Annotated in this window: 5 protein-coding genes; all 5 read left to right on the forward strand. The window is 56.0% G+C overall.

All coding sequences use genetic code 11. The features are described 5' to 3' along the window. Positions 1 to 23: 23 nt before the first annotated feature. The 5 genes from BK816_RS05905 to BK816_RS05925 all read left to right on the forward strand — a co-directional run bounded on the left by BK816_RS05905 (position 24) and on the right by BK816_RS05925 (position 14,655). A complete protein-coding gene (locus BK816_RS05905) occupies positions 24 to 869 on the forward strand; it encodes a biotin--[acetyl-CoA-carboxylase] ligase (RefSeq protein ID WP_071164348.1) in 846 nt (281 codons plus the stop codon). Between the two features lie 148 nt (positions 870 to 1,017). Continuing rightward, positions 1,018 to 3,042 (forward strand): ATP-binding protein, encoded by a 2,025-nt coding sequence (locus tag BK816_RS05910; RefSeq protein ID WP_071164349.1) that lies wholly within the window; start codon positions 1,018 to 1,020, stop codon positions 3,040 to 3,042. Next, positions 3,032 to 4,624, forward strand: coding sequence for an acyl-CoA carboxylase subunit beta (locus BK816_RS05915; RefSeq protein ID WP_071164350.1), 1,593 nt, complete (start codon positions 3,032 to 3,034; stop codon positions 4,622 to 4,624). Before BK816_RS05910 ends, BK816_RS05915 begins: the two co-directional genes overlap by 11 nt. Positions 4,625 to 4,672: 48 nt before the next feature. Beyond that, positions 4,673 to 14,149 (forward strand): type I polyketide synthase, encoded by a 9,477-nt coding sequence (locus tag BK816_RS05920; RefSeq protein ID WP_071164351.1) that lies wholly within the window; start codon positions 4,673 to 4,675, stop codon positions 14,147 to 14,149. Next, a complete protein-coding gene (locus BK816_RS05925; protein WP_083379109.1) occupies positions 14,146 to 14,655 on the forward strand; it encodes a holo-ACP synthase in 510 nt (169 codons plus the stop codon). The genes BK816_RS05920 and BK816_RS05925 overlap by 4 nt, the downstream gene beginning before the upstream one ends. Positions 14,656 to 14,786: the final 131 nt, after the last annotated feature.

Here is a 14,786-nt window from a genome sequence, read left to right on the forward strand (position 1 = left end):
CGAGTGGGCACAATAATCAGCTAATGAGCGCCACCTTTCCCCTCCTACAGCTGGACGAGGTCGATTCCACCCAAACCTTTGCTCTGAGCCAATGGGATTCACTTTGTGGTGAAAGCACCGGACCGATCTTATTTGGGGTTCAAGCGGCCCATCAAACAAACGGAAAAGGACGCTTTGACCGTTCCTGGGAAGATCTGGCACAAGGCAGCGTCCTGTTATCTCTAGCTATTTCCTTACCCGAGCAGGCGACTTCCCAGGCCGCTTGGCTGACAAATCTCTTGGTCTACAGCGCGGGAGAAGTGCTAGAAAATGAACTTCCAGCACTGATGGATTGGCAAATCAAATGGCCCAACGACCTTTGGTTCAACGGCAAAGTCGCTGGCGTAATCGCAACTGCCCGACCTCGGCCAATCCAAACGATAGAAAGATCGAAACAAGTAGCCAGAACCAACCATTACCTTTGTGGCATTGGCCTGAATCTTTTACCTCCAGCCAATAGCCATTCCCTCCCCTTTGCCCAGTCAGTTTTCGAACTTGCCCGAAAATCCGGCATCGAAGCAGAGCTAAATCTCGACATCTGGTCCTGGGGAGAAAAAATTGCCAATCGGTTCGCCCAACAGCTAGCCACCTGGGCTGACAACGACTGGGAACTTCCGAGCGAAGTCATCGCAAACTTTTCTCGTCGCCTGCTAAATCTAGGGCAAAAAGTAACTTTTTCTGCCCCGTTAGCTTCCAACGACCCAGGCGTTGCGCAAACCGGCAAAATCCTCGGCATTGACCCGGCCGGTGGCCTTCGAATCCAAATAAAGGACGCCGAAAAAATCTATTACGCTGGGGAGATCACTTTCCCCCAAAAAACCGAGTTTTAACCCCCTACTATAAGCCCAGTTCGAAAGCTCACAAAACCCACTTTCCCCTTAAATCTAGCCAAAATATTTTAGAAATACATCGATGTATTTCACTTCCTGACAACTAACTTTTACGGTTTAACCGTTCAAGTTAGTAGAAAGGAAAACGATGGCTTTAGAACGAGTCCTAGTGGCAAACCGGGGAGAAATCGCCGCCCGAGTTTTCCGCACATTAAAAGAAACTGGACGAACTTCCATTGCCGTTTACGCCACCGCCGACCGCGGGGCAGCTTGGACCAAACTAGCCGATCAGGCGCACCATTTACCCGGCGAAAATGCTGCCCAAACCTACCTCAACGGCGAGGCGATTCTACAACTGGCAAAGGAAACTAAGTCGCAGGCAATTCACCCAGGCTACGGTTTTCTCTCCGAAGATCCGGCTTTTGCCCAAGCGGTACAAGCGGCCGGAATTGTCTGGCTAGGCCCCTCCCCAGCGGCGATTCGCGCCCTCGGAGATAAAGCCAAGGCCCGCCAGCTAGCCCAAAGTTTGAGTGTGGGCACGATTCCCGGCACCAACCAGCCAGTTCAAACCTGGCAAGAGATATTCGACTTTGGTGACGAAGCCGGCTACCCAATTTTGCTCAAAGACCCAGCTGGTGGCGGTGGGCGTGGCATTCGTGAACTCGCCAATGCAGACCAGGTCCGACAGTTGGCCCAAGACTTTGGGGTAGATCTGACAGCCAACCCGCAGGCTATTATTGCACCGACAAGTCCCCTAGCTACCTCGTTTCTGGAAAAACGACTCGTCGGTGCCAGGCATATCGAAACGCAATGCCTACGAGATCAATCGGGTAACTTTTGGTTGGCCTCAACCCGAGATTGCTCGGTCCAGCGACGTAACCAAAAACTAATTGAAGAAGCCCCTGCTAAGCTTCTAAATCGCACCTATTCGCAGTTGGCTCAGTGGTCGGCCGCGCTATTTGCCGCAGTTGACTATGTTGGGGCTGGCACCTGCGAATTCTTAGTCGACGAAAATCAGAATGCATATTTCCTAGAAGTAAATCCGCGGCTGCAGGTAGAACATACCGTCACCGAAGCCATCACTGGCCAAGATTTGGTGCAGCTCCAGTTGGCGATTGCCGAGGGCGGGAGCCTCACCGATTATGTCGACCTCAAGGCACCTACCTGTGGGCATGCTATCCAGCTGCGCATCACCAGTGAAGATCCTGCCAAGGGACTGCTACCCACCGGTGGTACCATCACCTCCCTGGCCTGGCCTGCAGGCCCAGGAATCCGCGTCGATGCAGCCCTTGCTGGTGGTGAAACCATTCCCACCGCTTTCGACTCTTTGATTGCTAAGTTAATCATTTCTGCCCCCACTCGCAAGGGTGCGATTAGCCGTTGTCAGCGCGCCCTCGCTGAACTGCAAATTGGTGGTGTGGCCAATAGTGCCAGCTTGTACCAAGAACTACTAGCTGACCCCGATTTTCAGAATGAAACGACGCAAAAGTTGCCCGGGCAAGAAGCAGCAGGTGCTCAGGCCGAAAGCCTCCCCGCCCACTGCTTTTTATTACATACTCGCTGGTTAGAAAATACGCACCTGCTAGCAAGTTGGCGCACCGAACGCGGTCTGTCGGTCACCATTGGAGCCAGCAACCAGGTGAACACTACTAGTGGAGCAACAACCGCGACGAATGCCAGTGCTTTAGCTGCCGCCTCGGATACCATCCCTACAGCCTCTCAAGCCTCTCCTGCCAACGAAAAAACCTGGGTAAATCTCGATCTTGAGATTGATGGCCGGGCTCACCGACTCACACTGTGTGCCGAACAAATTGCCAAAATACTGCCCGGTACTTTGGCTCCGAGTCTTAGCGCAATCGGGGTTAACTCCCCAGCTCCCGTGGCACAGCCAATGCGACGAAGCCGCAAGAGCACCGCACTAGCTAAGGCTAGCGATAACCCGAATGAAATCTGCGCCCCCATGCAAGCCACTTTGATGCGCCTACCAGTTCGCGAAGGCCAGCAAGTCAAAGCCGGCGACCTAGTGGCGGTGATCGAAGCAATGAAGATGGAACAGCCGCTCACCGCCCCGCGCGATGGGCAAATCGCAAAACTACCAGTTGCGGTCGGGCAAAGCGTTGCCACTGGCCAAGTCATCGTCACTCTAGCCCCGGAGGAAAACCGTGCTAAGTAGTCTTTTCCGTCGCCAACGCACCCCACGGGAACGTCCCGCTAGGGATCGGCGCACCTGCGCCGCCCACCTCACCGAACTAGCTGAAAAAGCAGAAAACCGAGCCAAAAAGACGCAACACGATAAAGGCAAAATGACCGCTCGGGAACGCTTGGAAATGCTTGCCGACCCTGGCACCTTTCGAGAAATCAACCGCTTCCTCGGAGGCGATATTGACGAAGAATACCTCGGCAGTGGGGTCATCACCGGCTTTTGCCAAATCGGTGGACGCCCGGTGGCAGTTTACGCCCAAGATTTTTCTGTGCGTGGCGGTTCCCTTGGCCAAGTTGAAGGCCAAAAAATGATTCATCTGATTAAACAGGCAGTCGACCTCGGCATGCCCATTATTTCCCTCCTAGATTCTGGAGGCGCTCGGATTCAAGAGGGGGTGGCCGCCCTCGCCCAATATGGCAAAGTCTTTCAGGCTACCTCCCTCGCTTCTGGGGTTGTCCCGCAAATCAGCGTCATCCTCGGTCCGTGTGCCGGCGGCGCAGTTTACGGCCCAGCCCTGACCGACTTTGTCGTAATGACCAAACGTTCCTCTTTCATGTTCGTAACCGGTCCCGAGGTGGTCAAAGCAGTCACCGGTGAAGTAGTAACCAGTGACGAACTCGGCGGGGCCCAAATGCACTCCGCAGTCACCGGGGTCTCGCACTATCTGGCCGAGGACGAGGCCGATGCCCTCGACTTTACCCGTACCCTGCTCAGCTACCTACCCGCCAACAGCAAGGAAGCACCCCCAACATTCGCCTACCAAACCAACCAGGCCGATCTGGAAAATGCGGCCCGGGTGGGCGAACTAGTGCCGGTCAGCCCCAAACAGTCCTACGACATGGTTGAGGTGATTACCTCGCTAGTGGACCACGGTGAATTCCTTGAAATTCAAGAACTATTCGCCCCCTCGGTGATTACCGGATTCGGAGCTTTTTGCGGACAAAGCGTGGGGATTGTCGCCAACCAGTCGCTAGTGGATGCGGGTACCTTGGACGTCAATGCCTCCGAAAAAGCCGCCCGCTTTGTGCAATTCTGCAACGCTTTCTCCTTCCCGGTGGTGACCTTGGTTGATGTTCCCGGCTATCGCCCCGGAACCGAACAAGAACGAGCCGGCATCATTCGTCGCGGAGCCAAAGTCATCACCGCCTACGCCACCGCTACCGTCCCTCTGATCACCGTCATTGTGCGCAAAGCCTACGGTGGCGCCTACATCGTGATGGGTTCAAAAGCCATGGGCGCCGATTTCAACTTTGCCTGGCCCGGCGCGCAAATCGCGGTAATGGGCAGCGAAGGAGCCGTCAATATTGTCTATCGCAAAGAGCTGGCCCAAGCCAAGGCCGATGGTAAGGACCTGGCCGAAGCCCGTAAACGACTTGAAGAAACCTATGCTACTCAAGCCGTCTCCCCCAACCTCTCACTTGAAATTGGGGAACTCGACGGGCTAATCACCCCCGAGCAAACTCGAGACACCATCTGTCAGGCCCTAGCCGCCACCAGAAATAAACAACGTCGCCCTAACGCGTGGGCCCATGCGGCCAATCCCCCGCTCTAAACCCACCACCAAGACTTAATACTCCACCATCAGGCAAAAGGAAACAAAATGGAACAGCAAAAAATGACACTCCCCGTCCTCTTCGCAGGTCAAGCGAGCAATTGGCTCGCTTGCTGGCAAGACACCGACTTCGGCCAAAGCCAGGGAGCCAAACTATCCGAACAAGTTTGGGAAGAAGCGAAGGCTAAGCTAGGCGCAGTCCTGCAAGAACTCGTCACCATCGCCCCAGATTCCTTAACTCAAGTTGATCAGCTTTTCCAAGGCCGCACCCAAGGAGTAACTGCCCAGGACGCTACCGTTTCCATGCCGGCCATTTTGCTCACCCAAATTGCGGCACTAAGCGAATTAGACACTCTTCCCATTGAAGTAGACCTTACCGCCAGCTTGGGACATTCCCAAGGCGCCCTCGGATTGAGCGCGGCCAAGGCGCTAAAAGCTAAAGATCGAGGTGCCCTAGTTTCCGTGGTGGCCCTGTCTGTTTTGCTTTCCTACGCGGCTAAAGCGCAAGTAGCTCAGTGGGGTTGGCCCACCTTAGGTTCGGCCATGCGTTCAGTACGTGGACTATGCCAAAACGCTATTGACCGTGCTTTGGCGAAGCAGCACACCGGCTGCGAAGAAACCGAAAAAGTGGCGGTAGCACTCAAGAACGGCCCCCAAACCTTCGTACTGGCTGGGCATCCGCAAAGTTTGCTTGACTTCGAAGCCATTTGCCAAAAACGGGTAGATGAACGCAATGACGAACTGGCGAACAAACAGCGCGGAGGCAACGAGATCAACCCAATTTGGGATGAGCTGCCTATCAATGTGCCCTTCCACCACCCGGCCTTCACCCCAGCCCTCGAACATGCCCTGGACTGGGCGCAAAAATGCCACCTTGCGTTGCCTGAGCTTTCCCAGTTGGCGGCCGCAATCCTCACCGAGTCACACGATTGGCCCAGCGAACTCGTTTCCTTAGCCGGAAGCTATGACTGGGCGGTAAATCTTGGGCCAGGAGATAGCTTGACTAGATTGAGTTCTACCCTAGTATCGCCTGCCAAATTACAGATCCTCGAAGGCGGCAATTATCAGTTGCGTCAGGCCTGGCACACTCCAGGCGTCCTCGACCAGCAAATCCAAGCGGGAGAAGCCGACCGCGCCAAATCCGATTACACGCGTTTTGCCCCCAAACTAGTCAAACTAGCTGACGGGACTACCCGCCTCGAAACTGCCTTTAGTCGCCTCACCGGAAACTCCCCCGTACTTTTGGCGGGAATGACCCCAACTACGGTGGATGCCGAAATTGTGGCTGCTGCCGCCAATGCCGGCTACTGGGCAGAAATGGCCGGTGGCGGCCAGTACTCCCCCGAAGTATTCAACCACAACCTCAAAAACTTGGTAGCGGCCCTAGAGATTGGTCGTTGTGCTCAGTTCAATTCCATGTTCTTTGACCGCTACATGTGGAACCTACAGTTTGGCACCCAACGGATTGTTTCCAAAGCGCGTGCTGCTGGCGCCCCGCTGAACGGCGTGACCATTTCTGCTGGTATCCCCGAGGTAGCTGAAGCCACCGAACTCATCGCCAGCCTGACCCAAGACGGTTTCAGCTACATTGCTTTCAAACCGGGCACAATCTCTCAGATCCGCTCTGTGCTGGCCATCGCTAAAGCTAACCCCAATTTCCAGCTAATCATGCAGGTCGAGGACGGTCACGCGGGTGGACACCATAGTTGGGAAAACCTCGACGACTTGCTGCTTGCTACCTATGACGAAATTCGGGCTACCGAAAATGTAGTGCTTTGTGTCGGTGGGGGCATTGGTACCCCACAGATTGCCGCCCGCTACTTGCTTGGTACTTGGTCGGAGAAGTACACGGCTGATCGCCGCCCAGTTGATGGCATCTTGGTGGGCACTGCCGCCATGACCTGCCTCGAAGCGAAAACTTCCCCCGAAGTCAAGCAACTGCTAAAAGAAACCCCTGGGATCGCGCCAGATGATCAGGGTGGTTGGGTCGGTTCTGGCCAGATTCGAGGTGGCGTCACCTCCGGGCTTTCGCACCTTCATGCCGACATGTATGAAATTGCGAATGATTCTGCCGCTTGCTCTCGTTTGCTTAGCGAAATCGGGGCAGATCTAGAACAAATCACCGCTAGGCGCGAGGAGATCATTGCCGCCCTCGATAAAACGGCGAAACCGTATTTTGGCGACCTAGAAACCTTTACTTATCTTCAGTGGGCCCAGCGTTTTGTGGAACTGGCATACCCGTGGACTGACCCTACTTGGCCGGATCGTTTCTACGATTTACTTCAGCGGATCGAAGCCAGATTGAACCCGGCAGATCATGGCGAAATCGATTCCCTGTTTGCCTCGGTTGACGACGTGTCAGATGGCCCTGCTGCCATCGCTCGCCTAGCACAAGCCTACCCGCAGGCGGCCACCACCAAGATCTGGCCAGCCGATATTGCCTACTTCCCCACCTTGTGCCGCAAGCACCACAAGCCCTTGCCATTCGTGCCTGTCCTTGATGGCGATTTGGCTCGCTGGTGGGGTATGGATACCCTCTGGCAATCACAGGACGAACGCTACGGCGCCTCGGCAGTACGCGTAATCCCTGGCCCAGTTTCGGTCGCTGGCATCGATCGGGTAGATGAGCCAGTGGCAGAACTTTTGGGACGCTTCGAAGCTGGCGCCATTTCGGCCCTAGAGGCAGAAAATGCCCCGGTTTTCGAAGGCTATGCTCGTCTAGGTGGCGTCAAGACACCCACCGAGTTCATTCAGAATTGTCCATGGCTAGACTGGCGTGGCCACCTGATGGCAAACCCTGCTCTTTCCTCAGATGACCCGGCACCTGCCGTACGTCGCTTCGGTCAGTCGGGTTCGTCCTCGGCCTGCGATATTGTCGAAACCGAGGACGGCTGGGAGATCGTCATTAACTGCGATACCCGCTGGGACGAGTTCGCTTCCGCCCCTGCCTTTGCGGTTAAAACAGTGCGTATTCCCTTGAGTCTACCCACTTCTTTGGCTACCGGCGCTGTCCTGAAAGTAGATGACCAACGGCTACCCGAAGCAGTCTACGGTTTATTGGCAGCGGTAGCTGGCATAGGTTCGACCTCAGCCAGTGGTGACCAGCTTACCAACCTGCCGAAGGTGAGTACGGAAGCAGGATCACCTTTCGGTCGCGTTGATTATGCTTTCACCTTGAATCAAGAAGTATTCTCTTCGCACCTAGCCACCACTGGTGCGGCTCTGTCTGTCGTTCAGCCCAATAGCGACGAGAGCGGATTTACTCTGCCTACTGCATTACCTGATGCGCTAGTGGGGGCTTGCTGGCCGGCCATTTATGCGGCCTTGGGTTCGGCTTACCTGCCTGATGGCTATCCGGTAATCGAAGGGTTGTTGCAAGCGGTTCACCTAGACCACTGCATCGATTTCACCCATGATTTGCGTCCATTTACCGCCGGTAGCAACCGGGTGGAGGTGATTGCTCGAACCAGTAAGCTAGAAGAATCCGCCTCAGGTCGCATTGTCAAGGTCACCTTGGAGTTGCGTATCGAGGGCGAATTGCTGGCGGTGCTGACGGAACGTTTTGCCATCCGAGGGCGCATCACCACGAATACTCCTCCTTCGATCCTGCCGGGCTTTGGTGGTTTGGGACGTGAGGTCAACCCGATTAAGCGACAGTTCTGGTCACGGACCATGGTGCTGGCCCCACCAGAAATGACCCCATTTGCGCTGGCCTCCGGGGATTTCAATCCGATCCACACTTCTTATCGAGCAGCCGCTCTAGTTGGTTTACCCGCACCTTTGGTACATGGCATGTGGCTTTCGGCCACCGCACAGGCTTTCTTGCTCTCCAGCTGGGGCGAGTTGCAGCCTGGGCGCCTGTTGGCTTGGAGCTATTCCATGTATGGCATGGTGCAGCTCAATGACTTGGTGGAGCTGGTGGCCGAACAGGTCGGTCGGGGCCCTAGCGGTGAAGTTGCTTTTGAAGTAACCGCCAAGATTGACGGCCAAGTGGTTTCTCGGGCGCAGGCCGTATTGAGTGCCCCGCGGACCGCCTACGTTTATCCCGGCCAAGGCATTCAGGCCACCAAGATGGGAGCTAGCGATCGCTTGGCTAACCCAGTAGTGCGTGAGGTTTGGGAACAGGCCGATGCGCACACTCGCCAGGCACACGGTTTTTCGATTCTGCGTATCGTGGATGAGAATCCGACCGAACTGTTGGTACGAGGCCAGTTGCTTAAGCACCCAAAGGGTGTTTTGCATCTGACCCAGTTCACCCAGGTGGCACTGGCGGTTTTGGCTTATGGGCAAACTCAGCAGTTGCGTGCTGCCGGGCAGCAGGTGGCAGGAGCCTACTTCGCTGGGCATTCACTCGGTGAGTACACTGCTTTGGCCGCTTGTGCGAATATTTTCGATCTGCCCGCCGTGATCGATGTGGTTTATTCGCGTGGTAGCGCCATGCACTCTTTGGTGCCACGCGATGAGGCCGGCCGTTCCAACTATCGCTTAGGGGCCTTGCGCCCAAATCAGTGTGGCTTGGACGAGGCCGAGATCGAAGCTTTGGTCGCCTCAATTGCCACACAAACTGGCGAGTTCTTGCAGATTGTGAACTACAATGTGGCTTCACGTCAGTATGCGGTGGCTGGGACGATTGCCGGCTTGGACGCGTTGGCGAAGCGCGCAGAGGAGCTAGCTGCACTTCGCGGCGGCAAGCGTCCTTATATTAAGATTCCGGGAATTGACGTCCCGTTCCACTCTAGCGTTTTGGCGAATGGGGTTCCCGCTTTTGCCCAGACACTTGAGCGTTTACTCCCCACTACAATCGATGTGGAAGTTTTGGTTGGTCGCTATCTGCCCAACCTGGTAGCCCTTCCTTTTGCTTTGACGCGCGACTTTGCGGAGGCAATCGTGGGGGCAGCTCCCGCGCAACGCTTGGCTGATTTATTGGCCGAGGGTGACGAGTTCGAACGTCTCGCAGCAAACGAGCCCGAACGTCTGGCGAGGATTTTGTTGGTGGAATTGCTTTCTTGGCAGTTTGCTTCCCCGGTTCGTTGGATTGAGACGCAGGAGTTGTTGTTTACCCCGGTAAAGGATGGCGGCCTCGGTATTGATCACCTAGTAGAAATTGGTTTGGCAGCTTCCCCCACTTTGGCAAATCTGGCGAAACAAACTTTGTCACTACCGCAGTTCTCGCGTCGCGCAGTGAAGCTCTTGAATCTAGAACGCGACCAAGTGGTAGTTTTGGCCAATGAGGCGATTGCTACTCCGGCTCTGTCAGCGGAACTGGAACAGTTCAAACAGCAGTCTTTGGCAATCCAAACCGCTAGGCAGAACAACCTAGACTTAACGACGGTTGAGGCATCAACTCAAGCTTCATCTCAGGATGGTCCGGTTGCTGCTACCACTGAAAATGCCATTGGCCAGTCCGAAGTTGAAAGCCCGGCGACCCTTGCTCAGGTGACAACGCCTGCTCAGGTTACTGCTGACTCTAATGTTTCTAGCACGGAAGAAACGCCAGCCGACTCGGCGTCTTCGGCCAATGCCCAGGCCCCCACCCAGGCGGCGTCCTCGGCCCAGCCGAGCCAGAGCGCGGCTACTTCGGGCGTGGCACCCGAGGCACGCTTTACGGCCAAGGAGGCAGCTTTGGCTTTGTTTGCTTGGCAGACTAAGCTGCGCACCAGCCAGGTGCTGCCGGCCGATACGATGGATACCCTGACCAACGGGGTTTCCTCGCGACGCAACCAGTTGCTTATGGATTTGGCAGCCGAACTACAGGTCGCTTCAATCGAGGGCGCCTCTGAAGCGAGCGTAGAAACATTACTAGGTAAGGTGGTCAGCGCGGCCCCCACTTATAAACCACTGGGCCCGGTTTTGCAGGCTGTAGTTGATGCCCAGTTGCGTCCGATTTGGGCAAGTGCCGGCGCCAAATTGAGCGCGATCGAATCTCGTTTGCGCCAGCACTGGCAGCTTCCCGATTCCTGGTTGCACCCAGTACTGGTTAACTTGCTTTTGGGTTTGCGCGAGGGCGATTCCCTCCGAGGTGGTTCCCTTTCCGATTGGGAGCTAAGCAGCAACCCAGATCAGGCTCGTTTGCTTTCCTGGATCGATCAGGCGGTGGCCGAGGTGGCGACCGAGCTGAACTACCAGTTGCCTACTCCGGGTAATGAGGGGCCAACCAGTGGGAACGTTCAGGTCGATAGTGCCGCTCTTTCTGCTTTAGCTGAAGCTATTACGGGTGAGCAGGGAATCTTGGCGAAACTGGCTCGGACTACTTTGGCTGAACTCGGGTTAGCCAATGCCCCAGTTTCGGTGGCGCTTGATGAAGCTGGAGCCCAGCTTTTGGCGAAGGTAGAAACTGAACTTGGGCCAAAGTGGCTCGAGTCTGTCAGCAATGCTTTCGATCCGAAACGGGCAGTGCTCTTTAATGACCGTTGGGCCAGTGCCCGCGAAGATTTGGCTCGTTGGGGACAAGCGCTTGCAGCTTCCCCCGAGGCTAAGGTGAGTATGCCTGACCCGAGTCGTTTTGCCGGATTGGGGAAAACCGTTTCCCACCAAGCTAAGTGGTGGGCCGGGCAGGTTCAGAGCCAAGCTAAGTGGTTTGAGCAGGTGTCTGACCTGGCTTTGGAATCTGCGACCGGACGTTTCCAGCAGGAAGTCGCTTTGGTAACTGGGGCCGCCCCAAATTCGATTGCGGGTGCCTTGGTCGCCGACCTGTTGCAAGGTGGAGCGACGGTGATTATGACTGCGTCCCGCATTGATGATCGACGCTTGAATTTCGCCCGTGAGCTCTACGCCGAGAATGCTAATGCGCAAGCCAAACTGTGGCTAGTTCCAGCGAATTTGAATTCCTTCCAAGATATTGATGATTTGCTGTCCTGGGTTACCACTGCCCAGACAGAAAGCGTTGGTCAAGTGACGAAGGTACTCAAACCTGCCTTGCTCCCAACTTTGCTGTTCCCTTTTGCTGCTGGACGCGTTTTTGGTTCTTTGGCCGAGGCCGGTCCCGCTACCGAACGCCAAGCTAGGATACTGCTGTGGAGTGTGGAGCGCCTCTTGGCTGGTTTGGCTCAGGCCACTGCCGATTATGGCAATGGCGAGCGAGTCCATGTGGTGCTTCCGGGCTCTCCTAACCGTGGTACTTTTGGGGGCGATGGCCCTTATGGTGAAGTCAAGGCAGCTTTCGATGCCATCGTGAATAAGTGGCAGGTGGAAAGTGTTTGGCCACAGCAGGTCACCTTGGCTCGTGCCCACATTGGTTGGGTATCTGGCACCAACTTAATGGGGGCTAATGACGCCCTAGTGCCGGCTGCTAAGGAAGCAGGCATCGAGGTCTATACTCCCGCGCAGATTAGCGAAAAGCTCCTTGACCTGTGTTCGCCGAAGGCACGAGCTAAGGCGGCGAAGGCACCGCTGGAGGCAGATCTTACTGGTGGTTTGGCCCAAGCCAAGGTGCACCTGCCAACTTTGGCGGCGCAAGTTGCCGCGCAGGTCAAGGCCGCGCAGGAGCTAGCCCAGACCGAAGCAAAGGCACTAGAAGCTCCGAAGATTAAGGCCCTCCCGAATATCACTTTGCCAACCTTGGCGTCATCCACAAAGGTGGGGCCGACCTCGACCAAACTATCCGATCTGGTGGTTTTGGTTGGTACCGGCGAGGTTTCTGCTTGGGGCTCAGGACGTACCAGGCAGGAAGCTGAATACGGTATTTCGCGCGATGGTAGCGTCGAACTAACCGCTGCTGGCGTACTGGAATTGGCTTGGATGATGGGCCTGTTGACTTGGGCGCAAGAACCACAAGCTGGTTGGTATGACCAGTCTGGTGAACTGGTGCCGGAAGCTGAGATCTACGAGCGTTATCGTGAGGAAGTGACAGCTCGTTGTGGGGTTCGCGAGTTTGTCAATGACTCCACTTTGGTGGACTTGGGTTCGTTGGATGCGGCCACGGTTTACCTCGAATCCGATGTGGAGTTCACGGTACCTAGTGAGGAGATTGCTCGCGCCTACCAAGTAGCTGATCCTACAGCCACCTATTTCCCCAATGACGAGGGCGAGTTTGTGGTGCGTAAGCTAGCTGGAAGCCAAGTGCTCGTGCCTAAGAAGGCCACTTTGACCCGCACGGTTGGCGGGCAACTACCTACCGATTTCGATCCTGCCAAGTGGGGGCTTCCAGTGGGCATGCTCGATGGCATGGACCGGATTGCAGCCTGGAACTTGGTGACCTGCGTGGATGCTTTCCTCAGTGCGGGCTTCACCCCGGCTGAACTACTGACGGCGCTTCACCCCAGCCAGGTTGCCTCCACCCAAGGTACCGGCATTGGCGGGATGGAGTCTTTGCGTCAGGTCTTCCTCGATCGCTTCCTTGGTAAGGATCGCCCGCAGGATATCTTGCAGGAGGCTTTGCCCAATGTGGTGGCCGCGCACGTCATGCAAGCCTATGTGGGCGGTTATGGCGCCATGATTCACCCGGTGGCTGCTTGTGCTACTGCAGCTGTTTCCCTAGAAGAAGGGGTTGACAAGATTTTGGTGGGTAAAGCCAAGTTTGTGGTCACCGGCGGGATCGACGATATTAGTGTCGAGTCGCTAACCGGTTTCGGGGAAATGAATGCCACCGCAGATTCAGCGGCGATGGCGGCCAAGGGAATTAATCCGCGTTTCTTCTCGCGGGCAAATGATGCCCGTCGAGGTGGTTTCGTTGAGGCTGCTGGTGGCGGCACCGCGCTGTTGGCTCGTGGTGACGTGGCGGCAGAGCTGGGTCTCCCAGTGCTGGCGGTGGTCGCTCACGCCCAGTCTTTTGCTGATGGCGCGCACACGTCGATTCCGGCTCCGGGCATTGGGGCACTTGCGGCCGGCTGTGGCTATGGCGACTCTCGTTTGGCTCAGAATCTGGCAAAGCTGGGTTTGAGCGCAAATGATGTAAAAGTTGTCTCGAAGCACGATACTTCCACCAATGCCAATGACCCGAATGAGTCTTTGCTGCACGCTACTTTGTGGCCGGCGATTGGCCGTGAGACTGGCAATCCTCAGTACGTGATTTCTCAGAAGTCGTTGACTGGACATGCCAAGGGTGGTGCCGCGCTCTTCCAGCTGGCTGGTTTGGCTCAGGTGCTTCGCACCGGTAAGTTGCCGGGCAATGCCGCCCTCGATTGTGTTGATGAGGCGATCGCGCCCAAGTCGGGAGAATTCGTTTGGCTTCGTTCTCCGCTCGATTTGGGTCCGGGCGCGGTAAAGGCAGCTGCCTTAACTTCGCTTGGTTTCGGGCACGTTTCCGCTTTGGTGGTTTTGGCTCACCCGTCCTGTTTCGAAGCGGTTTTGCAGGCCGAGGGCGGGAATGTGGCCGCTTGGCGTCAGCGCGCTAGCGAACGGTTGCAAGCTGGGGCTCGTCGACTCTCCGCGGCCATGATTGGTCAAGCGAAGCTTTATGAACCGGTGGAAAAGCGTCGCCTCCCGCAGGTAGGCGCTGATGAGAGCGAGCGGGCCATGCTGCTTGATCCACAAGCTCGCCTAGCAAGCAACGGTCGGTTTCAACCAGCAAGTGAAGTACAGCAATGAGCCTGAGAGGAAACCAGGTTGCTAGCTCGCCCCAGCCGAGTTTGGCTCGCTCTTTGGCTAGCTTGCCCCGAGATTGGGGACGCCAAGGGGTCTGCGGGGTAGGGATGGACACGGTTAAAATCAGTGATTTTGCCGCGCAACTCCAGATGCCAGGGTCCACCTTCTCGCAGGTTTTCACCGCCCAAGAGCAACAGGTCGCGTCTTTGCGTCCAGCGCCGGCAGCTTCGCTTGCTGCTCGTTGGGCGGCCAAGGAAGCGCTAGTTAAGGCTTGGTCACAAGCTTTGGGTCCATTGCCGTTACCATTGCCTGATTCTCCGGCGATTTGGTCGCAGATCGAGGTGGTTAGCGATAGCGTGCACCGCCCTCGGTTGGTTTTATCTGGGGAAGTTTTGGCGGCTTTTTCGCGGACTTGCCCGGGTGCCATGTGCCAAGTTTCTTTATGTCACGAGGACGATTTTGCCAGTGCCATTGTCATCGTAAGTGGCAGTGGGGCGAATCCCGGCTAAGGCAACCTGCCTCAGCTGGAGTAAACCAGTCCTTGCTGGGCAAATCACTCCTTGCTGGGGCAACCAGCTTTTCCTGTGGCAAACCAGTCCCACCCTAAAAAACTTATCTCTAATATTTCAACCCATCAGAA

Origin of the sequence: Boudabousia tangfeifanii (assembly GCF_001856685.1) — a bacterium.
Lineage (GTDB): Bacteria > Actinomycetota > Actinomycetes > Actinomycetales > Actinomycetaceae > Boudabousia > Boudabousia tangfeifanii.